The following is a 22,777-nucleotide window of genomic DNA, read 5'->3' as shown; positions in this document are numbered from 1 at the left end:
AACGAAAACGATTGCCTAAGTTGTGAAGTTAGATAAAATCGGGGCTAAATATAGCCCCCAATACATTCAATTTTTGAGATAGCTCTATAATGACCACTACCGCAAATATTCATGACCAACGTATTCTTATTTTGGATTTTGGTTCGCAATACACTCAGTTAATTGCCCGTCGTATCCGTGAAATCGGCGTTTACTGTGAACTTTGGAGCTGGGATGTTGATGAAGCTGATATCCGTGATTTCAATCCAAACGGTATTATTCTTTCTGGTGGTCCTGAAAGCGTAACTGAAGCGGATTCTCCTCGCGCACCACAGTATGTATTTGAAGCGGGTGTTCCGGTGTTTGGTGTATGTTACGGCATGCAGACCATGGCAGAACAACTGGGTGGTAAAGTTGCCGGTTCTGATGAGCGTGAATTTGGTTATGCGCAAGTTAAAATTGTTGAGCAGACTGCTTTCTTAAAAGATATTCAAGATGCTGTTGCTGCTGATGGTACACCATTACTTGATGTATGGATGAGCCACGGTGACAAAGTTGTTGAAATTCCAGCGGATTTCATTAAAGTCGCTGAAACAGATACCTGTCCATTTGCTGCAATGGCAAATGAAGACAAGCGTTTCTACGGAGTGCAATTTCACCCTGAAGTAACGCATACCCGTCAAGGCATGAAGTTAATTGAAAACTTTGTAATGAATGTGTGTGGCTGTGAAAAGCTATGGACTTCAGCCAATATTATTGAAGATGCGATTGCACGAATCAAAGAACAAGTGGGTGACGATGAAGTTATCCTTGGTCTTTCTGGTGGTGTTGATTCATCAGTGGTTGCGATGCTTATTCACCGTGCAATTGGCGATAAGCTAACATGTGTATTTGTTGATAATGGTTTACTTCGTCTTAACGAAGGTCAGCAAGTCATGGACATGTTTGGTGATAAATTTGGCCTAAACATTATTCATGTTAAAGCAGAAGATCGTTTCTTAACGGCATTAGCAGGTGTTGATGAGCCAGAAGCAAAACGTAAGATCATCGGCCATGTGTTTGTTGATATCTTTGATGAAGAATCAAAGAAACTGAAAAATGCTAAGTGGTTAGCACAAGGTACTATTTACCCTGATGTTATCGAATCAGCAGCGTCTAAAACGGGTAAAGCACATGTGATTAAATCACACCATAACGTTGGCGGTTTGCCTGATGATATGGAAATGGGCTTAGTTGAACCATTACGTGAATTATTTAAAGATGAAGTACGTAAGATCGGTCTAGAACTTGGCTTACCTTATAACATGCTATATCGCCACCCATTCCCTGGACCGGGTTTAGGTGTACGTGTATTGGGCGAAGTGAAGAAAGAGTACTGTGACTTACTACGTCGTGCTGATGCAATCTTTATTGAAGAGCTACATAACGCTGATCTTTACAATAAAGTATCACAAGCATTTACTGTGTTCTTACCTGTACGCTCTGTAGGCGTGATGGGCGATGGCCGTAAGTATGATTGGGTTGTATCGCTACGTGCGGTAGAAACTATCGACTTTATGACCGCGCATTGGGCCCACTTACCTTACGATTTCTTAGGTAAAGTATCAAACCGTATCATCAATGAAGTTAATGGCATTTCACGTGTTGTTTACGATATTTCTGGTAAGCCACCAGCCACGATTGAGTGGGAATAATTACGGGCTTATTAGCACGAATTGAATAATAAAAAGCACCTACGGGTGCTTTTTTTATTGCTGTAATTTAAGGCGATTGAAGGGCAAAAGCTAACAGTGGTTGTTTATTTTTGTGTATCAGCAAAAGGAGAGTAGCCCTAATAAGGGGGTAGGTAAGGGGGAAGATAAATCATAAATTCCCATAAATGTTGCGAATATGTTTTTTTATTGTTTTTAGTAAGTTTCGTATTAATGATTGGTTACAATATGTTGTGGTATATGAGTGTTATAAATAGGTCTATAACACTGTTTGTTGTGGTAATTTCATTACAATCGTTCAGCGAATATTCAGAATTTATTTGGGCGAAAAACACAATGAGATCGACTACATGTAAGTAGATCCAAACAGCAAACATAACCAGCATAAGGACATGGCATAACCATGAACGAAAAAACACTGAAGCAAGCACCACCTCCATCGACGAGTGCGATGGACAAGTTTTTAAATGGTATTGAGCGCGCAGGTAATAAAATTCCTGATCCCGCTTTACTGTTCTTTTGGGGTTTAGTCACCGTTTGGATTCTTTCGGCTGTTTTATCACAGTTTGATTTCGGTCTTGTGCACCCAGTTACTAAAGATGTGGTACAAGTGAATAACTTGCTAACGGGCGATGCCATGGCAAGCTTCTTGGCTAACATGGTGAAAAACTTCACCGGTTTTGCACCATTGGGTATTGTACTTGTTGCTATGTTAGGTGTTGGTGTTGCTGAAGCGTCTGGCTTTATCAATACAGGCCTGAAAAAGATGTTAAATGTCACCCCTGCTAAGCTACTTACGCCAATGCTGATTTTAGTGGCTATTGTATCGCACACTGCGGCTGATGCCGGTTATGTGTTGGTTATTCCTCTTGGTGGTATTATCTTCCACGCTGCGGGTCGTCACCCTCTAGCCGGTATTGCGGCTGCATTTGCGGGTGTTTCTGGTGGTTTCTCTGCTAACTTTATTCCTTCTGGTATCGACCCATTATTAGCGGGCTTCACCCAAGAAGCAGCGCGCATCATGGACCCAACTTACATTGTTAACCCGTTAGCAAACCTAATGTTCACTGGTTTATCATCATTTGTTATTGTGGGTATTGGCTGGTATATCACTGATAAAGTGATTGAGCCTCGTTTACAAAAAATAGCAATTGATACTGATGCAGAAGAAGCACCAGATATGGGCTCTTTTACACCATTAGAAAGCAAAGCATTCTCATACGCTGGCTGGACAATGGTCGTTGGTATTGTGCTATTAGTTGCTGCTGTATGGCCTGAAACATCACCATTGCGTTCACCATCCGGTGAAGTGGCAGCCTTTAATGCGCCAGTAATGCAATCTATCGTACCGTTGATTTTTATTCTGTTTGTTATTCCGGGTATTATTTACGGTAAAGTTGCGGGCACATTTAAGCAAAGCGGTGATGTGATTAAAGCAATGTCGACCACAATGGCGGGCATGGCTGGCTTTATGGTAATGGTGTTCTTTATTGCTCAGTTCTTAGTTGCGTTTACCCAGTCAAACCTAGGTACATTATTAGCACTTTCTGGTGCACAGTTATTGCAACAAATGAACCTTCCTGGACAAGTAACTATCATTGGTATGATTCTACTAACAGCAAGTGTTAACTTGTTAGTGGGTTCTGCTTCTGCTAAGTGGGCATTGATTGGTCCTATCATGGTACCAATGCTAATGGCGGTAGGTATTTCACCTGAGCTTACTCAAGCGGCTTACCGTGTTGGCGACTCTGTATCTAATATTATTTCGCCAATGATGGTGTTCTTCCCATTAGTGGTTGTTTACATGCAGCGTTATGTTAAGAGCTCAGGTATTGGTACATTAGCGTCAATGATGATGCCGTACTCAATTGCAATGCTAATTGGTTGGACTATCTTCTTGTTAGTATTCTGGACGCTAGGTATTCCTCTAGGTGTTCAAGCGCCTTACACTTACAGCATGTAATTAATAGACTGTAATAACGGTAATTAGCTTTAATATAGTTAGTATTAATACAGCGTTATCGTCAAACAATAAAAAGCCTCGAACAGTTAGACTGGCCGAGGCTTTTTTGTGTCTTATTAAACCCTGTCTGCAAAAAAGGAGTTTAATAAAATTAGCGGTTATTTATTGAAGTTTTCAACGTGGAAACGCAGATGCTCATCAATAAATGACGCCATAAAGTAGTAGCTGTGGTCATAACCATCTTGCATACGAACCTCAACTGGGTAGCTATTGGTTTCTGCTGCCGCAATCAGAGTTTCAGTTCGAAGTTGACCGTCATTGTAGAAGTTATCGTGCGTACCTTGATCAACTAACATTGGTAATTTGATCTCAGCAATACGCATCAATTCACTTGCATCATATTGCTTCCAGTTTTGAGTATTTGTTCCCAAGTAACCGGTAAATGCTTTTTGGCCCCAAGCGCAATTCATTGGATTAACGATAGGGCTAAATGCAGATGCAGAGCTATAACGCTTCGGATTACGCAAGGCGATCATGAGTGCACCATGTCCACCCATTGAGTGACCACTGATTGCACGCTGCTCAGTGACAGGGAAGTGTGCTTCAATCAATGTTGGCAGTTCATTTACGATGTAATCATACATATGGTAATGACGATTCCACGGCGCTTCTGTGGCATTAACATAGAAACCAGCACCTAGACCAAAATCATAAGCACCTTGTGGATCGTCGGCAACGCCTTCGCCACGTGGGCTAGTATCAGGGGCTACAATCGCAACACCTAATTCTGCAGCCATGCGTTGTGCGCCTGCTTTTTGCATAAAGTTTTCATCAGTACATGTTAGTCCTGACAACCAGTAAATAACCGGTACTTTTTGCCCTGCGGCACATTGCGGAGGCAGGTAAATAGCAAAACGCATATCACAATTAAGAACTTCTGAGCGGTGAGTATATTGCTTATGCCAGCCGCCAGCACTTTTGTTACAGCTAATATTTTCTAAAGGCATTGGATTTGGTCTCTTGTTAAAGCTGCGCAGAGTGTAGGGACTCTGCGCATTTTTTATGGCGTTATTATAGTAATGCTGAGGTATAAAAAGCTTACTTATCGAAGTGAATAACCGTACGGATACTCTTACCTTCATGTAGTAGGTCAAATGACTTGTTGATGTCGTCTAGGCCCATGTTAAATGAGATGAAATCATCAAGTTTGAATTCACCCGCCATGTAACGGTCAACGATACCTGGAAGCTCTGAACGGCCTTTAACGCCACCAAATGCAGAACCACGCCATACACGACCAGTCACTAGTTGGAATGGACGGGTAGAGATCTCTTGACCTGCACCAGCAACACCGATGATCACTGATTCGCCCCAACCTTTGTGACAACACTCAAGCGCTGAGCGCATCACGTTGACGTTACCGATACACTCAAAAGAGTAATCAACACCGCCGTCAGTCAATTCAACAATCACTTCTTGAATTGGCTTGTCGAATTTCATTGGGTTAATACATTCAGTTGCACCTAGTTTCATTGCTAGATCGAACTTACTTTCATTGATATCAATTGCAATAATACGGCTAGCTTTAGCCATAGTACCACCGATGATAGCTGCAAGACCGATACCACCAAGACCAAACACAGCGATAGTGTCGCCTTCTTTAACTTTAGCCGTGTTAAGTACTGCGCCCATACCGGTAGTTACGCCACAACCAAGAAGACAGACTTCTTCAAGTGGTGCTTCTTTGCTGATTTTAGCTAAAGAGATTTCTGGAAGTACAGTGTACTCAGAGAAAGTAGAGCAACCCATGTAATGGAAGATAGGCTGACCGTCTTTGTAGAAACGCGTGGTGCCGTCTGGCATTAAGCCTTTACCTTGGGTTTCACGTACAGCCTGACAAAGGTTAGTTTTACCAGATAGGCAGTATTTACATTTGCCACACTCAGCAGTGTAAAGAGGGATAACGTGATCGCCAACTTCAACACTTGTTACGCCTTCACCGATCATTTCAACGATACCGCCACCTTCGTGACCAAGGATCGCAGGGAAGATACCTTCTGGATCGTCGCCAGATAATGTGAATGCATCAGTGTGACATACGCCAGTTGCAACGATGCGAACTAATACTTCGCCAGCACGGGGTAACATTACATCAATTTCTTCAACAGAAAGAGGCTGTTTTGGCCCCCATGCGATAGCCGCTTTTGATTTGATAAATTTGTCAGTCATAATCTTCACTCTAATTGTATTTATTTCTACTTCGTCAAAAGTAGATGAAAATTGGGTGAAAAGGAAAAATAATTATTTTATTGCTCCGTTTCGATGCTAGCTATTGTATTTGTTTCTTGAATAATGATAATTACCTAAAAGTGCAAATTACTTTTACACGTGTGTAATAATAAGCAGCGTAATCGTCATTTTTGCGATCGTTCATGTTAGTAATAGGTATTTAAAATGTTTCTATGGGAAGGGGTGACCGAGTTTGTTGCTGTCGCGGAAACGGAAAGTTTTACTGCAGCATCAAAACGATTAGGTATTTCGACTGCGCAAGTGAGTCGCCAAGTCAGTGCGTTAGAGAACCGACTTAATACCAAGCTATTCTACCGTACTACACGTAAGGTTTCATTAACGGAAGAAGGCAATGTTTATTATCAACATTGTCGTCAAGTATTAGACGGCCTTGAAGATGCTGAGCGTGCAATCAGTAATTTACGCGGTAAGCCACAAGGGTTGATCAAATTAACTGCACCGGTGACTTATGGCGAAAAATACATTATGCCGTTGGTTAATGATTTTATGCTGCAATACCCTGAAGTGGAAGTAACGATTGATTTAACTAACCGTCAAGTTGATTTAGTGGAAGGCAGTTTTGATCTCGCAATTCGTTTAGGGCGTTTGACCAGCTCATCAATGATGGCGAAGCGTTTAACCAGCCGCACCATGTATGTTTGTGCTTCACCCGCTTATTTACAGAAATTTGGTATTCCACATTCATTATCTGAATTACGTCAGCATAATTGCTTGATTGGTAACTACGATCACTGGCGCTTCCAAGAATCAGGTAAAGAAAAAAGTATTCGTGTTAGCGGTACCCTTAATTGTAATAGTGGTTATGGTTTACGTGATGCGGTGATTAAAGGGATCGGCTTAGCGCAATTACCTGACTATTATATAGATAAGGATTTAGAATCAGGGGCTATTGTTCCTATTTTAACGAATTACCAAGAGCCTGATGAAGGCATCTGGGCGCTTTACCCGCATAACCGTCATTTATCACCCAAAGTGAGAATGTTGGTGGATTACCTTGCAGAGCAATTACCTCACATTAGCCATTATGATTTGTAAGTACTTATACGGATGTTAAATAAAGAATTAGATGCTGAGGATTCAGCAGTAACAGACGATGTTTTTATGCGTCGTGCAATGGAATTAGCCGCTCTAGCTGAAGCTGAAGGCGAAGTGCCTGTTGGTGCGGTAGTGGTACATGATGGTGTGATCATTGGCGAAGGTTGGAATCGCTCTATAGGTCATCATGATGCGACCGCCCATGCTGAAATGATGGCATTACGTCAAGCAGGACAAATGCTACAAAACTACCGTCTTATTGATACGACATTGTATGTCACTTTAGAGCCGTGTCCGATGTGCGCTGGGGCTATTGTTCATAGTCGTGTTGGAAAAGTGGTGTTTGGTGCTCATGATGCTAAAACTGGAGCGGCGGGCAGTGTTATGAATTTGCTTAGTTATGAAGGTGTTAATCATCATGTGCTATTTCAGGGTGATGTATTAGCAACGGAATGCCGAGCGCAGTTACAAGCTTTTTTTAAGCGCCGTCGCGCTGAGAAAAAAGCGGCTAAATTATTAGCAAGACAACAGCAACATGATGATTGAGTTCAGTTAAATCGAATAAGCTTGGTGGTGATTTATTATTAGATAAATGATTCCAAGCTTATTAGCTAATAGCTTGGGCTGCTATGTTCTGCTGTTGCCGTTAGAATACAACTGCGCTGACGCCATAGAATTTTTTTACGGATATTACTACTTAGACGTTTGCGACGTGTTGCTGCGGTTGTGAGGTGTTTAGCAATGCGCGGTGTTTTAGATCTTAATTTGATAACTTTCATGGTTCCATCCATAGCGTTGACATAACGGTCAAAGCATTCTTCAGCAAATAAGATATCGCTGGCGCCGTTAATAATGTCATTGTTGATACAATGTATTTATTATGCATAACAATGCATCTTTTGATAGTGATCTTTATAGGTTCATCATCAAACGTTGATCAAACTCTCATTGTGTAAAAAATGAGTCGATTATTCTAAATCGACGTCGATAAATACGATTAAATCACTATCTCTGATTCAGAAGAGTGCATGATTACTCAACGATGATCGATGGTGGTGATGGCGTTGGTGTAATCGTTTGTAGGCCATCAACAATTTTTAAATTATCACTTTCAAATTGACGACTATGAGCCCGTTCATAACCAATAATACTTTGGTAGTAACGTCGAATCCCTTCAACATAATTCAGTGCTTCATTGCCACGTGCATAACCATAACGTGATTGAATATAATATTTACGTTGACCTAATAATGGTAAGCGTTGCTTAACATCGACCCAAGTATCAGGATTTCCTCCTTGTGCTTTGGTGAGTCGACGAGCGTCCATTAAATGTCCAAAGCCAACATTATAAGAAGCGAGTGCAAACCAGACTTTTTCATGTTCTTCGACACTGTCAGGGACGCGGGCGATCATCTTTCGCAGGTACTCACTGCCGCCACGAATGCTTTGTTCAGGATCTAAACGGTTAGTGACCCCTACTGATTCTGCCGTCGGTAAGGTGAGCATCATCATGCCACGGACACCCGTTGGTGATATTGCCTGCGGATCCCAATGTGATTCTTGATAAGAAAGCGCGGCTAATAAACGCCAATCAAAGCCATTAGCATATTGTTTAAATAAGGCTTCCCACTGGGGTAAGGTGGTATTAACTGCGCGTAAAAAAGCACGAGTATCAACATAATCAAATTGATCGATATGACCGAAATATTTCTCTTCCAGCAGCGTCATGGTGCCGTTTTTCTTCATCTGTCCAAAAAATTCAATCATTAATGCATACAAACTGTCGTTACCACTTTGTTTTACAAACCAGCTTACTGGCTCGTCTTGTGTCAGTTCAAGAGCGATAGCAATATCAGGATGAATACGTTGCAATAACGCCACGTCAACAGAATCGGCAACGGTATAATCAAGTTCACCTGTCGCGACTTTAATTAATAGATCGTTAATGTCTGATTCTGGAATTGATTGCCATTTCAAGGTTGGGTGAGTGGTACGAATAAGCTTTAATTTTTGTTCATGACTTGAGCCTTTGACAACAGCTAAGCGTTTATTATTTTGAGCTAATTCATCAAGATTACGCGGTCGACGTTGGCCTTTTTTATACACCACGATTTGGCTAGCGTAATAATACGCTGGTGCGGGATGATAGCCTTGAAGACGATCGGGCGTCACTGTAAGTCCTGCGGCAATAATATCAATATCGCCGCGTTCTAATGCGGGAAATAATTCAGAGAGGGTAAACATCGCTGTGATCTCAAGTTTAACCCCGAGCTTTTTAGCAAAGGTCTGTGCCAGTTCATAATCTAGCCCGGTTGGACCTTCTGCGCCGATATAATAAGACAGTTGATTATTTAACGTTCCTACTCGTAACACACCACTCTCTCGAATTTTCTCAAGGCTGGTGGGCGTGTTCTCTTGCCATTGACAGCCATTGGTTAATATCGCAAGTAACAGCAGACTTATAAAACGACGAAGTAGAGTGAACAACTGAATATTTATCAACTAAGCGGACCTAATCTGAACATTAATGTTCTTTATATCAAACCCTGTTAATTGCGCAAAGTTGAACTGTTCAGTTAATGATCATAATTTAGAGATCGGAATGGATTAAGGGACATTATCCTATTTCACGGTTAAAAAATGACCCAAAAATAAGATGGAATAGCGTTTTTTTGATATTTTGATTAAGATTGAAAAAAAAACACGCAAACGGTTGCGTCAGGTGTTACGTCACAAATTTTTTTCCCTTATACTAGGCACTCGTGAATAACGTTGTGATAGTTAAGCAGTGAATAGTCTTGTACTAGGTGCTATTGAGATAAGTTTCTACGGTTTGAAATTTACCTCAATATCACTTTTTTTAATCTGCTAATCGAGAGACCTTTGCACATGGAAATTTTGCGTGGTTCACCCGCTTTGTCTGAGTTTCGCGTTAATAAGTTACTTGAGCGTTGTCATGAGTTAGATCTGCCAATTACTCATATCTATGCTGAGTTTGCCCATTTTGCTGATGTGGTGACAACGCTAACCGCTGATGAACAAGCTAAACTTACCCGTCTACTCACATACGGTCCAACGATTGCAGAGCACGAGCCTAAAGGTTTATTGCTACTTGTTACTCCTCGTCCTGGCACGATTTCTCCTTGGTCTTCAAAATCGACCGATATTGCACGTAATTGTGGTTTAACAACGATTAAACGTCTTGAGCGTGGTACAGCATATTATGTTGAATCATCATTACCACTTACTGCAGCACAATTGGATGACTTAAAAGCGCTACTTCATGATCGGATGATGGAAGTGGTGACCGATAATGTTGAAGCCGCGGGCACATTATTTATACAAGCACAACCGGCAGCAGTGAAAAGTGTTGATATTCTAACGGGTGGCCGTCAAGCATTAGAGCAAGCGAATCTCACCTTAGGCCTTGCATTGGCTGAAGATGAAATTGATTACTTGGTTGAAAATTTTACCAAGCTTGAGCGTAATCCCAATGACATTGAATTAATGATGTTTGCTCAGGCGAACTCAGAGCATTGCCGTCATAAGATCTTTAATGCCGATTGGACGATTGATGGTGTCGATCAACCAAAATCATTATTTAAAATGATCAAAAACACCTATGAGCATAACCATGAGCACGTGTTGTCTGCTTATAAAGACAATGCTGCGGTTATGGAAGGGTCTCACGTTGGGCGTTTTTTCCCTGATCCACAATCACGTCAATATACTTATCATCAAGAAGATACCCATATTTTGATGAAAGTTGAAACCCATAATCACCCAACAGCAATTTCACCGTGGCCGGGTGCAGCAACAGGCTCTGGCGGTGAAATTCGTGATGAGGGCGCAACCGGTATTGGCGGCAAACCCAAAGCGGGTTTAGTTGGTTTTACTGTATCAAACTTGCGTGTGCCTGGTTTTGAACAGCCGTGGGAAACCGATTTTGGTAAACCAGATCGTATCGTGACAGCACTTGATATCATGTTAGAAGGCCCACTGGGTGGCGCGGCATTTAATAACGAATTTGGTCGTCCTAATCTACTGGGTTATTTCCGTACTTACGAAGAAAAAGTCACTTCTCACGCTGGTGAAGAAATCCGTGGCTATCATAAGCCAATTATGATTGCGGGTGGCATGGGTAATATTCGTGCTGATCATGTGCAGAAAAAAGAAATACCTGTTGGCGCCAAGTTAATTGTGCTTGGCGGCCCAGCCATGAACATTGGTCTTGGTGGTGGTGCGGCGTCATCAATGGCATCAGGACAATCAGCAGAAGATTTAGATTTTGCTTCAGTGCAGCGTGAAAACCCAGAAATGGAACGTCGTTGTCAGGAAGTGATCGATGGTTGTTGGCAGATGGGCGATGACAACCCAATAGCTTTTATTCACGATGTTGGCGCAGGTGGTATTTCTAACGCTTTACCTGAATTAGTTAACGATGGTGAGCGTGGTGGTAAATTTCAATTACGTGATGTGCCTAATGATGAACCAGGCATGAGTCCACTTGAAATTTGGTGTAATGAATCACAAGAGCGTTATGTATTAGCAATTGCGCCTGAAAATATGGCTACGTTTGATGCTATTTGTCAGCGTGAGCGTGCCCCTTATGCGGTGGTAGGTGAAGCCACAGCTGAGCGTCATTTAAGCCTTGAAGATAGTCATTTTGATAACACCCCGATTGATATGCCAATGGATATTTTATTGGGTAAAGCGCCGAAGATGCACCGTGATGCACAAACGCTGACAGTGGTTGGGCTGCCACTTGATCGCAGTGAGATCACCATTGAAGCTGCAACGCAACGTGTTTTACGTCTGCCTGCCGTCGCAGAAAAAACGTTTCTAATCACCATTGGTGATCGTAGTGTGACAGGCCTAGTTGCACGTGATCAAATGGTCGGTCCTTGGCAGGTGCCAGTGGCTAACTGTGCAGTAACAGCGGCAAGCTATGATAGTTACCACGGCGAAGCGATGTCGATGGGCGAGCGTACGCCTGTTGCGCTGCTTAACTTTGGTGCTTCTGCGCGTTTAGCGGTTGGTGAAGCAATTACTAATATTGCAGGTACTGATATCGGCGATATGAAGCGGATTAACTTATCGGCTAACTGGATGTCACCAGCAGGCCATCCCGGTGAAGATGCTGGTCTATATGAAGCAGTAAAAGCCATTGGTGAAGAGTTATGCCCAGCATTAGGGTTAACGATTCCTGTGGGTAAAGATTCAATGTCAATGAAAACTAAGTGGCAGCAAAATGGTGAGGAAAAAGAAGTCACATCACCATTGTCATTAGTGATCACTGCTTTTGGTCGCGTTGAAGATGTTCGTAAAACAGTGACACCGCAATTACGCACTGATAAAGGCGCATCAAGCTTATTGCTGGTGGATCTTGGTTGTGGTCAAAACCGTCTTGGTGCGACCGCTTTAGCACAAGTTTATAAGCAGTTAGGTGATAAAGCCGCTGATGTTGATAGCCCTGAATTATTAAAAGGCTTCTTTAATGCGATGCAAACCTTAGTGCGTGACGAGAAGCTATTGGCTTATCATGATCGTGGTGATGGTGGTTTATATGTCACTTTAGCTGAAATGGCATTTGCAGGTCACACTGGTATTGAAGTTGATATTAATACCACTACAACGGATGCATGTGATGTAGTGCTAGCAGCGTTATTTAGTGAAGAGCTAGGTGCTGTGATTCAAGTGCGTAGTGATGATGTTGAAGCCGTACAAGCTGTATTAGCGGCAAATGGTTTAGCAGCATGCAGCCATATTATTGGTACTGTAATAGATGAAGACACAGTCCGTATTTGGAATGGTAATGATTTAGTTCTTGAACAGAATCGCACTGAATTACGTGCAATCTGGGCTGAAACCACGTATCAAATGCAAGCGATGCGTGATAATCCAGCCGGAGCATTACAAGAATTTGAAGCCAAGAAAGATACGCAAGATCCAGGCTTACATACTCAGTTAACATTTGATATTAATGAAGATGTTGCAGCGCCATTTATTGCACCAGCGATTAATTTTGGTGCGAAACCACAGATGGCAATTCTACGTGAGCAAGGTGTTAACTCTCACGTTGAAATGGCGGCTGCGTTTGATCGTGCAGGCTTTGAAGCGAAAGATGTTCACATGAGTGATATTCTTAGCGGTAAGGTACAACTTGATGGCTTTAATGGTTTAGTGGCGTGTGGTGGCTTCTCTTACGGTGACGTATTAGGCGCGGGTGAAGGCTGGGCAAAATCAGTGTTATTTAACAATATTGCCCGTGACCAATTTGCTGCATTCTTTACTCGTTCAGATACTTTGGCATTAGGGGTGTGTAATGGTTGCCAGATGATGTCTAATCTGCACGAGCTGATTCCAGGTGCTGATTTATGGCCGCGTTTTGTGCGTAACGAATCAGAACGTTTTGAAGCGCGCTTTAGTTTAGTTGAAGTACAAAAGAGTGATTCATTGTTCTTTAATGAAATGGCAGGTTCACGGATGCCAATCGCAGTTTCACATGGCGAAGGTCGAGTTGAAGTACGTAATGGCGAGCATTTGGCGGCGATTGAGCAGTCAGGCACGATTGCGCTGCGTTATCTTGATAACTACGGCAATGTTACTCAAAATTACCCAGCTAACCCTAATGGTTCGCCAAACGGTATTACAGGTTTAACCACGCAAGATGGACGAGTCACGATTATGATGCCGCACCCAGAGCGAGTATTCCGCACCGTGGCTAACTCTTGGCACCCAGATGATTGGAGTGAAAACAGTCCTTGGATGCGAATGTTCCGTAATGCGCGGGTTAACCTAGGCTAATAGATACATTCATTAAACATATAGAAGCTGTCATTTATTGGCAGCTTTTTTTATACTGTAACTGTGACACTTATAAATTTAAATATGAAGTTGATATTGATCACATTAACCGGGAAGGAACATTGGGATAATTAACGTAACGAATACGTAAAAATGACCACGGCGTCGTTACAAGGATGAAACAATGGGATGGGATGTTCCCAGTAGTTACCGTCTAATCGGTGCAACTAAATTACTTGCAGTGTTAGTTGTTATTGGTCTTATTCAACATTTTGATATGATCATTCAAGCCTTACGCTTTGATTTACTTAGCATGGTACCGATGAGTGTCACTATATTGGTATTGATCTCAGGAATACTTGCTTGTATTGGATTATTTCGAGGTAAGAAATGGGGGTTTATACCACTTTATTTTTACATTCCTGCTGCAACGTTATTTCTTCAAGTGAGTTTAATTCCTTTTATTCCTAATATTTTTCCGGTTAAACATCATGATATTGTTATTATGGTGATCAATGGCTTGGTATTACTGTACTCCGTGTCGCTACTTTTGCGACGAATGGAGACTAATTACATTAAAGAATATTAAATGGTATTAAATTACTGCATTGAATCTGTGATAATAGCTTTAATTTAATCAAGTCGGTGTTCGTAATCACGATCCCGATCTTCTGCTCAGCAAAGGATGATGATAATGAAAAAAATTGAAGCCATTATTAAGCCATTTAAACTTGATGATGTTCGCGAAGCGTTAGCGGAAGTGGGTATCACAGGCATGACAGTGTCAGAAGTCAAAGGATTTGGTCGTCAAAAAGGCCATACTGAGCTTTATCGTGGTGCCGAATACATGGTCGATTTTTTACCTAAAGTGAAAATTGAAATTGTAGTGACTGATGAAGTTGCAGAGCAATGTATCGACACCATCGTAGAAACAGCCCAAACAGGTAAAATTGGCGATGGTAAAATCTTCATGTTTGATATTGAGCGTGTGGTACGTATTCGTACCGGCGAAGAAGATGAAGATGCTATTTAATTTGTGATGGTTAATCATGATGAAACATCAAGAGGAGTTGCCACAGTGCAGCTCCTTTTTTATGGCTGTATTTTATGTCAATAAATAACCATTGAATCATGACGTCAATTTAGTAACTGATTACTGTTACAACAAAGAAAACCACATTTAGGACTTTCTGATTTAGATCAATTTATGTAATATAGACTGCAGATAAGAAATGAAAACGGAAACGATTGCGCCCGCGTGGCGTCTAGGTTTGTGACTTTTCGTTCATCACTAAAAATAGTATAAAACTTTGCCGAGTCAGGAGATACAGATGCTAAAGCGCGATATGAATATTGCTGATTATGATGCGGAACTATTTGCAGCTATTCAGGAAGAAACAGCCCGTCAGGAAGAACACATCGAGTTGATTGCTTCTGAAAACTACACCAGCCCACGTGTAATGGAAGCACAAGGTTCTCAGCTAACAAATAAATATGCTGAAGGTTATCCTGGTAAGCGTTACTACGGTGGTTGTGAGTTTGTCGATAAAGCTGAGCAACTTGCGATTGACCGTGCGTGTCAGCTATTTGGTGCAGAATACGCGAACGTTCAGCCACACTCTGGCTCTCAAGCCAATAATGCGGTTTACATGGCATTATTGAATGCGGGTGATACGGTATTAGGTATGAGTTTGGCACACGGTGGTCACTTAACGCACGGCTCACCTGTAAACTTCTCGGGTAAGTTATACAACATCATTCCTTACGGTATCGATGAAAATGGTCAAATTGACTACCAAGAAATGGAAGCATTGGCGTTAGAGCATAAACCAAAAATGATCATTGGTGGCTTCTCGGCTTACTCGCAAGTGGTTGATTGGGCAAGAATGCGTGAAATCGCTGATAAAATTGGCGCTTACTTATTCGTTGATATGGCACACGTTGCGGGCTTAATTGCGGCCGGTGTTTATCCAAACCCTGTGCCTCATGCACATGTTGTTACTACAACAACCCATAAAACATTAGCTGGCCCTCGTGGTGGTTTGATTTTGTCAAACGAAGGCGAAGATCTTTACAAAAAGCTTAACTCTGCTGTTTTCCCAGGTGGTCAGGGCGGTCCGTTAATGCATGTTATCGCAGCGAAAGCGGTGGCCTTTAAAGAAGCGATGGAACCTGAGTTTAAAGTTTACCAAGCAAATGTGGTTGTGAACGCTAAAGCAATGGTAGCTGAATTTATTAAGCGCGGTTATAACATCGTGTCTGGTAGTACAGAAAACCATTTATTCCTTGTTGATTTAATTGATAAAGGTATCACCGGTAAAGAAGCAGATGCAGCATTGGGTGCTGCAAATATCACGGTTAACAAAAACAGTGTACCCAATGATCCACGTAGCCCATTTGTAACTTCAGGCATTCGCGTAGGTACACCATCAATTACTCGTCGTGGTTTTGATGCCGATGATGCACGTCAACTTGCAGGCTGGATGTGTGATGTTTTAGATAACATCAATGATGCTGCTGTTATTGAAGCGACTAAAGAGAAAGTGCTTGAAATTTGTAAGCGTCTTCCCGTTTACGCATAATTTAGTCATGATACGGTATTAAATACCTATTATTACATATCAAGATAAGGCTTACCTGTTTAGAGATAAGCCTTTTTTGTTGTCTAAATAACATAAAATGTACCATTATTGATGATAATTGTTACTTTTAAGGCTATTTATTATAAAAAAGGAAGGGGATAGTCTCATTAAAGTGATGAAATGAGTTACACTGAGTCGATTGAATGTAGGAGGCTAAATGCATTGTCCTTTTTGCGGTGCAAATGACACCAAAGTAATCGATTCTCGATTGGTTGCAGATGGCCACCAAGTGCGCCGACGTCGCCAATGTTTAGCGTGCAATGAACGCTATACTACGTTTGAAACGGCAGAACTTGTGATGCCTCGCGTAGTAAAAACGAATGGCAACCGTGATCCGTTTAATGAAGAAAAATTACGCGGTGGTATTCAACGTGCGCTAGAAAAGCGTCCCGTGAGTACTGACGACATTGAACGTGCGGTAAATAGTATAAAATCTTGTCTTCGAGCAACCGGTGAACGTGAAGTACCATCTGAGATGATAGGTAATTTAGTGATGGAAGCTTTAAAAGAATTGGATAAAGTCGCTTATATCCGCTTTGCTTCTGTTTATCGTAGTTTTGAAGATATCCGTGAGTTTGGTGAAGAAATCGCTAAGCTGGAACGTTAAAACAAATAATCGTTAAGACCAACAATAATGACACACACTGATCAACAAATGATGTCGCGAGCAATAGTACTGGCTCAGCGCGGTCGTTATACCACAGCACCTAACCCTAAGGTAGGATGCGTGATTGTAAATAATGGCGACATTGTTGGTGAAGGGTATCATTATCAAGCCGGACAACCCCATGCTGAAGTGTTTGCATTGCGGCAGGCACAACAACGTGCTCAAGGGGCGACCGTCTATGTTACCTTAGAACCATGTTCTCATTATGGTCGAACGCCGCCCTGTGCTGAAGCATTAATTAATGCCAATGTGGCACGGGTTGTGTGTGCGATGGTGGATCCTAATCCTGCTGTTGCTGGGCGGGGTATTGCATTGTTGCAAGCGGCAGGTATTCAAGTCGATATTGGTATTTTAGCTTTGCAAGCACAAGCATTGAATCCTGGCTTTATTAAACAAATGACCCATCAAATGCCCTATGTTGAGCTCAAACTTGCCGCGAGTTTAGATGGGCGAACTGCGTTAGCAAATGGGGCAAGTAAATGGATCACCGGCCCTAAAGCGCGATCGGATGTTCAACAATTTCGTGCCTGTGCTGGGGCTATTTTGTCGACCAGTGCGACGGTTATTGCTGATGATCCTTCACTTAATGTACGCTGGAATGAGCTTGATGCATCTGTTCAGCAACAATACCCTCAGTCAGCGTTACGCCAGCCTATACGGGTTATTATTGATAGTCAGAATAGATTGACGCCTGAATATCAACTTTTCAACTTACCCGGAGAAACCATTCTTGCTCGTACTATGCTCGGTACTGAAGCGTGGCCCGATTCCGTGCAGCAATGGCAAATTCCAACTCAACCCAACAGTAACCAACTTGATCTGGTGGCTTTATTGTCGCGGTTAGCCGACTATGGCATTAATCATATTTGGGTTGAAGCGGGGGCTCGTTTGGCAGGAGCATTATTGCAACAGCAATTGGTTGATAGTTTGATTTTATATCAAGCCCCTAAACTAATGGGCAGTGATAGCCGTGGCTTGATTGATATCACCGGATTAACATCAATGACACAAACACCACTGTTAAATATTACTGATGTGGGGTTGGTTGGTGATGATATTCGTATTATAGCAACAGTACAAAATAATAAATAAAATAGTGAAATTAAGGGTTTATCATGTTCACTGGAATTATAGAAGCTGTCGGTAAAATATCAGCCATGACACCAAAAGGTGCTGATGTTTCTGTTACTGTTGATTCAGGATCGTTAGATTTATCAGATGTTAAATTAGGCGATAGTATTGCGACTAACGGTGTTTGCCTTACCGTCGTTAAATTAACGGGTAAAGGTTATGTTGCTGATCTTTCATTGGAAACATTAAACCGTACTGCTTTTGTAAATTATAAAGCAGGCCAAGTGGTTAATTTAGAAAAAGCGATGTTGGCAACGACACGTTTTGGTGGCCATATGGTGTCAGGCCACGTTGATGCTGTTGCTGAAGTGATTGAGCGTCAACATATTGGTCGTGCGATTGAATTTTGGATTAAAGTGCCACCGCAACTTGCTAAGTATATTTCAGAGAAAGGCTCTGTGGCTGTTGATGGCATTAGTTTGACCGTTAATGCTGTGCGTGGTGACGAGTTTAAGTTAACGATTGTGCCTCATACTGCGGCTGAAACGACCATGGCTGACTTCCATGTTGGTCGAAAAATTAACCTTGAGGTTGATGTTATCGCGCGCTACCTTGAGCGATTAATGCTCGGTGATAAAGCGGCGGAAAAGCAATCTCAAGTAACGATGGATTTATTGGCGAGAACTGGGTTTCTCGGTTAAGCATTGCTTTATGCTCAATAAAGCAACATAAGATTAAGGGTAGTATTATGATAAGTAGTGCAAAAGAAATCATTGATGATATTCGCCAAGGAAAAATGGTTATCCTGATGGATGATGAAGATCGTGAAAATGAAGGCGATCTTATTATTGCATCACAACATATCACCCCTGAAGCGATTAACTTCATGGCGACAAATGGCCGTGGCTTAATTTGTTTAACATTAAGCAAAACCCGTTGTCAGAAATTAGGCTTACCGTTAATGGTTCAAGATAACACTGAACAATTTGGAACGCCTTTTACTATCTCTATTGAAGCTGCAACAGGTGTTACAACGGGTATTTCAGCGGCAGACCGTTCTCGCACAGTGCAAGCTGCTGTGGCTGCTGATGCAACCGCGGCTGATATTGTTATGCCTGGTCATATCTTCCCATTAATGGCGCAAGAAGGCGGTGTACTTACACGAGCTGGACACACTGAAGCAGGTTGTGATGTTGCACGTCTTGCAGGTCTTGAGCCTTCAAGTGTTATTGTTGAAATTCTAAATGATGACGGCACCATGGCGCGCCGTCCTCAATTAGAAGTATTTGCTGAAAAACATGGCCTAAAATTAGGCACGATTGCTGATCTTATTGAATATCGTAATTTGCATGAAACGACGATTGAGCGTGTCGGCGAGTGTAAGCTTAATACCGAGTTTGGTGAGTTTGATATGATCACGTATCGCGATAAAATCGACGATCAAGTTCATTATGCGCTGCGTAAAGGCGACGTTGAAGCCAATGCACCTACGTTAGTACGTGTGCATTTACAAGATACCTTTAAAGATATTCTTCAATCAGGTGCGACTCAGTGGACATTGCCAGCGGCAATGCAGCGTATTAGTGCTGAAAATGGTGTACTCGTCGTGTTGAGTAAACAAGAGTCAACCGATAGTATTATCAATAAAGTGAAAAATATTGCAGCTGAAAATGAAGGTCGCCCACAAGTAAAGGCGAATCCATACAATCCTTCACGCCAAGTAGGTATCGGTTCGCAAATTTTATCTGATTTAGGTATTGGTAAAATGCGCTTATTGTCATCAAGTACACAACGTTACCATTCATTATCAGGCTTTGGCCTTGAAGTGGTTGAATATATTTGCGAATAATAGCGTATTGTATTTGCTGAGATGAATTCACGGAGCATTATTATTATTGATAATGCACACTTATTGGTTGGTTCTACAACGAATAAGCAATAAATATTAACAAATCCACTGAAACCGACGGTTGTGCGTAGCAGACATATCGTAAAGTGTGTTAGACTCCCGCGGTTTCTCAAACTGGAAAGACATAGTCACAGGAAGGCCCATGAAGGTAATTGAAGGCGCCATCGCGGCACCAAACGCAAAAATTGCTATCGTAATTGCACGCTTTAATAGCTTTATTAACGAAAGTTTACTTTCAGGTGCATTAGATGCGCTGAAACGTCAAGGTCAGGTTAGTGAAGATAATATCACTGTTGTTCGTTGCCCTGGTGCTTATGAACTACCGCTTGTTGCCCAGCAAGTCGCGAAGAGTGATCGCTATGATGCTATCGTAGCTTTAGGCTCTGTTATTCGTGGTGGAACACCTCATTTTGACTATGTTGCCGGTGAGTGTAATAAAGGTCTAGCACAAGTAGCACTAGAGTATAATACTCCAGTAGCTTTTGGTGTGTTGACTGTTGACTCTATAGAACAAGCCATTGAGCGTGCCGGTACCAAGGCTGGTAATAAAGGGGCAGAGGCTGCACTAAGCGCGCTCGAAATGGTAAATGTCCTGTCCCAAATCGAATCCTAATGGGGGTTACTGTGAAACCAGCCGCGCGTCGTAATGCACGTCAATTTGCTGTACAAGCAATTTATTCTTGGCAACTTACTAAAGGTAATGTTGCGGATATTGAGCAATATTTCCTTTCAGGCGATAAGTTTGAAGAAGAAGAACATCAAGCTGATGCGCCTGTGTGTAAAGCGCCTGAGACTGATGTTAGCTACTTCCGTGATTTATTTGCAGGTGTTGTATTAAGCCATCAAGAACTTGATAGCAAAATGCGCCCATACTTGTCTCGTCCACTTCAGGATCTAGACCAGATGGAACTTGCTTTACTTCGTCTTGCAATGTACGAAATGGTTAAGCGTGAAGATGTACCATTTAAAGTTGTGATCAACGAAGCCATCGAATTAGCAAAACTTTTCGGTGCTGAAGATAGCCACAAATTCGTCAATGGTGTGTTAGATAAAGCTGCACCATCTTTACGTAAAAAAGATAAATAATTTTTTTACGTTAAGTACGATGAAAGAAGTCAGCTTATTAGCTGGCTTTTTTTTTATTAAAGGAATAGAAAATCATGGCAAAAAGTGAATTTGATATCATCAAACAGTATTTCGCACACCAACAACAGCAGCGTGATGATGTTGTGTTAGCGATCGGAGATGATTGTGCGCTAGTGGATGTTCCCGCCAATTACCATGTTGCAGTAAGCACCGATTCATTAGTTGCTGGCACACACTTTTTAGCTGATGCCGATCCTGCGTTAGTGGCTTATAAAGCATTAGCATCTAATATCAGTGATTTAGCTGCAATGGGAGCCACGCCTGCATGGGTATCCTTAGCGTTAACATTACCGACAATTGATGAAGCGTGGTTAGCGCCTTTTTGCCATAGTTTTTTTGAACTTGCTAATCGATATAATATTCAATTGATTGGTGGTGATACCACTAAAGGCCCGTTAAGTATTACCTTAACCGTACAAGGTCTCGTGCCCCAAGGTCAGGCTTTAACCCGTAGTGGCGCACAAGTGGGTGATGATATTTATGTAACGGGTAACCTGGGTGATAGCGCTGCAGGGCTTGCTTTGATATTAAATCAGTCTCAATGTGAACCATCTCTCGCGGCAGTGCTTGTTGAACGCCATTTCAAAGCACAACCTCGAGTGAATGTGGGTGAGGCTTTACGTGGTATTGCATCGGCGGCATTGGATATCTCTGATGGCGTGATTGCGGATGTAAAACATATTGGTGACCGATCTCAAGTTGCGATTGAGATTGATGTCGAAAAATTACCAGTATCTGCTGATTTACTGACATTCTGTAATGGTGATCGTCAACAAGCGCAACAGTTAGCTTTAACCAGTGGTGAAGAATATGAACTTTGCTTTACTGTTTCAAAAGCTAATCGAGATGCATTAGCGATGGCTTTAGCGCATACTAATGTTAAATATAGCTGTATTGGTCAAGTGACTACGGGTCGTGGCTTATCGTTATTACAGTTAGGTAAGCCATTGAGTTGGAAATTATCCGGTTGGGATCATTTTGGTGTAACAAATAATTAGGGTATTAACGTGAGTACAAATCCAAAAGATTTATTAAAAATGAATAATCCTTGGCACTTATTAGCCACAGGATTTGGCAGTGGTTTAGCAAAATATATTCCTGGTACGATGGGAACGCTGGCCGCCATTCCGTTATACCTTGTTCTTGCTCAATTGCCTTTTGGTTGGTATTTAGTGGCGGTTTTGGTTGCCGCTCTGATCGGGATCCGTATTTGTCATATTACCTCTACTGACATGAAGGTGCATGATCATGGCAGTATTGTGTGGGATGAGTTCGTTGGTTTTTGGATCACGATGGCTGTTGCACCAACCGTATCATGGCAGTGGATATTAGCAGGTTTTATTCTATTCCGCTTTTTTGACATGTTAAAGCCATGGCCGATTAGCTGGTTAGATAAACATGTCGAAGGTGGCTTTGGGATCATGATTGATGATGTGTTAGCTGGCTTTATGGCAATGATTTCGTTGTGGTTTGTTGGTTACTGGTTAGGTTTCTAAGTTTCAGTTTAACGAACAAACAATAAAAAAGCCATGAAGT

Annotated in this window: 20 protein-coding genes; 16 read left to right on the top strand and 4 right to left on the bottom strand. The window is 41.9% G+C overall.

Annotation, left to right across the window (positions count from 1 at the left end; genetic code table 11):
• Positions 1 to 89: 89 nt before the first annotated feature.
• Together guaA and C9I86_RS09415 are read left to right on the top strand one after the other, a co-directional pair.
• The gene (gene guaA / locus C9I86_RS09420) at positions 90 to 1,673 is read left to right on the top strand and encodes a glutamine-hydrolyzing GMP synthase (RefSeq protein WP_107276214.1); all 1,584 of its coding nucleotides are present in this window, start codon (positions 90 to 92) and stop codon (positions 1,671 to 1,673) included.
• 421 nt (positions 1,674 to 2,094) lie between these two features.
• Complete coding sequence (locus C9I86_RS09415) at positions 2,095 to 3,654, top strand: AbgT family transporter (RefSeq protein ID WP_107276213.1); 1,560 nt, start codon at positions 2,095 to 2,097, stop codon at positions 3,652 to 3,654.
• A 158-nt stretch (positions 3,655 to 3,812) separates the two neighbouring features.
• Here the strand turns inward: C9I86_RS09415 and fghA are convergent, their stop codons facing one another.
• Together fghA and C9I86_RS09405 are read right to left on the bottom strand one after the other, a co-directional pair.
• Positions 3,813 to 4,661, bottom strand: a complete 849-nt coding sequence (gene fghA / locus C9I86_RS09410) for an S-formylglutathione hydrolase (RefSeq protein ID WP_080158896.1) — start codon at positions 4,659 to 4,661, stop codon at positions 3,813 to 3,815.
• 91 nt (positions 4,662 to 4,752) lie between these two features.
• Entirely contained in the window at positions 4,753 to 5,883 is a 1,131-nt protein-coding gene (locus C9I86_RS09405; RefSeq protein WP_107275697.1) for an S-(hydroxymethyl)glutathione dehydrogenase/class III alcohol dehydrogenase, read from the bottom strand.
• A gap of 225 nt (positions 5,884 to 6,108) precedes the next feature.
• Between C9I86_RS09405 and C9I86_RS09400 the strand changes: the two genes are divergently transcribed.
• Together C9I86_RS09400 and tadA are read left to right on the top strand one after the other, a co-directional pair.
• Positions 6,109 to 6,999: a LysR substrate-binding domain-containing protein gene (locus C9I86_RS09400; RefSeq protein WP_045037555.1), complete on the top strand. Its 891-nt coding sequence runs from the start codon at positions 6,109 to 6,111 to the stop codon at positions 6,997 to 6,999.
• Positions 7,000 to 7,011: 12 nt separating this feature from the next.
• The gene (gene tadA / locus C9I86_RS09395; RefSeq protein WP_080157165.1) at positions 7,012 to 7,545 is read left to right on the top strand and encodes a tRNA adenosine(34) deaminase TadA; all 534 of its coding nucleotides are present in this window, start codon (positions 7,012 to 7,014) and stop codon (positions 7,543 to 7,545) included.
• Positions 7,546 to 7,610: 65 nt separating this feature from the next.
• Here tadA and C9I86_RS20175 read toward each other — a convergent pair whose 3' ends face one another.
• Both C9I86_RS20175 and mltF read right to left on the bottom strand, forming a co-directional pair.
• Positions 7,611 to 7,778 (bottom strand): hypothetical protein, encoded by a 168-nt coding sequence (locus C9I86_RS20175; protein WP_162841599.1) that lies wholly within the window; start codon positions 7,776 to 7,778, stop codon positions 7,611 to 7,613.
• Between the two features lie 253 nt (positions 7,779 to 8,031).
• The gene (gene mltF / locus C9I86_RS09390; protein WP_107276241.1) at positions 8,032 to 9,498 is read right to left on the bottom strand and encodes a membrane-bound lytic murein transglycosylase MltF; all 1,467 of its coding nucleotides are present in this window, start codon (positions 9,496 to 9,498) and stop codon (positions 8,032 to 8,034) included.
• 390 nt (positions 9,499 to 9,888) lie between these two features.
• Between mltF and purL the strand changes: the two genes are divergently transcribed.
• The 12 genes from purL (at position 9,889) to pgpA (ending at position 22,737) form a co-directional block, all read left to right on the top strand.
• A complete protein-coding gene (gene purL, locus C9I86_RS09385) occupies positions 9,889 to 13,806 on the top strand; it encodes a phosphoribosylformylglycinamidine synthase (RefSeq protein WP_107276212.1) in 3,918 nt (1,305 codons plus the stop codon).
• A 184-nt stretch (positions 13,807 to 13,990) separates the two neighbouring features.
• A complete protein-coding gene (locus tag C9I86_RS09380; protein WP_080157161.1) occupies positions 13,991 to 14,395 on the top strand; it encodes a hypothetical protein in 405 nt (134 codons plus the stop codon).
• A gap of 105 nt (positions 14,396 to 14,500) precedes the next feature.
• Positions 14,501 to 14,839, top strand: coding sequence for a nitrogen regulatory protein P-II (gene glnB / locus C9I86_RS09375; RefSeq protein ID WP_006646656.1), 339 nt, complete (start codon positions 14,501 to 14,503; stop codon positions 14,837 to 14,839).
• A gap of 298 nt (positions 14,840 to 15,137) precedes the next feature.
• Positions 15,138 to 16,388 carry a serine hydroxymethyltransferase gene (gene glyA, locus C9I86_RS09370; RefSeq protein ID WP_080157159.1) on the top strand — a complete coding sequence of 417 codons (1,251 nt, stop codon included), beginning with the start codon at positions 15,138 to 15,140 and terminating at the stop codon, positions 16,386 to 16,388.
• Positions 16,389 to 16,605: 217 nt separating this feature from the next.
• Complete coding sequence (gene nrdR, locus C9I86_RS09365) at positions 16,606 to 17,055, top strand: transcriptional regulator NrdR (RefSeq protein ID WP_045037560.1); 450 nt, start codon at positions 16,606 to 16,608, stop codon at positions 17,053 to 17,055.
• A gap of 24 nt (positions 17,056 to 17,079) precedes the next feature.
• On the top strand, positions 17,080 to 18,207 hold the full coding sequence (ribD, locus tag C9I86_RS09360; RefSeq protein WP_369925371.1) for a bifunctional diaminohydroxyphosphoribosylaminopyrimidine deaminase/5-amino-6-(5-phosphoribosylamino)uracil reductase RibD: 1,128 nt from the start codon (positions 17,080 to 17,082) through the stop codon (positions 18,205 to 18,207).
• A 23-nt stretch (positions 18,208 to 18,230) separates the two neighbouring features.
• Entirely contained in the window at positions 18,231 to 18,887 is a 657-nt protein-coding gene (locus C9I86_RS09355; protein ID WP_107276210.1) for a riboflavin synthase, read from the top strand.
• A 47-nt stretch (positions 18,888 to 18,934) separates the two neighbouring features.
• On the top strand, positions 18,935 to 20,035 hold the full coding sequence (gene ribBA / locus C9I86_RS09350; RefSeq protein ID WP_369925330.1) for a bifunctional 3,4-dihydroxy-2-butanone-4-phosphate synthase/GTP cyclohydrolase II: 1,101 nt from the start codon (positions 18,935 to 18,937) through the stop codon (positions 20,033 to 20,035).
• Positions 20,036 to 20,237: 202 nt separating this feature from the next.
• A complete protein-coding gene (gene ribE / locus C9I86_RS09345) occupies positions 20,238 to 20,708 on the top strand; it encodes a 6,7-dimethyl-8-ribityllumazine synthase (protein WP_036795804.1) in 471 nt (156 codons plus the stop codon).
• Complete coding sequence (nusB, locus tag C9I86_RS09340) at positions 20,708 to 21,181, top strand: transcription antitermination factor NusB (RefSeq protein WP_080157149.1); 474 nt, start codon at positions 20,708 to 20,710, stop codon at positions 21,179 to 21,181. The genes ribE and nusB overlap by 1 nt, the downstream gene beginning before the upstream one ends.
• Before the next feature lie 74 nt (positions 21,182 to 21,255).
• Positions 21,256 to 22,239 (top strand): thiamine-phosphate kinase, encoded by a 984-nt coding sequence (gene thiL, locus C9I86_RS09335; RefSeq protein ID WP_080157147.1) that lies wholly within the window; start codon positions 21,256 to 21,258, stop codon positions 22,237 to 22,239.
• Between the two features lie 9 nt (positions 22,240 to 22,248).
• Complete coding sequence (gene pgpA, locus C9I86_RS09330; protein ID WP_080157145.1) at positions 22,249 to 22,737, top strand: phosphatidylglycerophosphatase A; 489 nt, start codon at positions 22,249 to 22,251, stop codon at positions 22,735 to 22,737.
• The last annotated feature ends 40 nt before the right edge of the window (positions 22,738 to 22,777 follow it).

The sequence above is a fragment of the Photobacterium sp. NCIMB 13483 genome, assembly GCF_003025475.1.
GTDB lineage: Bacteria > Pseudomonadota > Gammaproteobacteria > Enterobacterales > Vibrionaceae > Photobacterium > Photobacterium piscicola.
The sequence above is the reverse complement of the archived record's forward strand: the minus strand, read 5'-3'. Positions and strand labels throughout refer to the sequence as shown.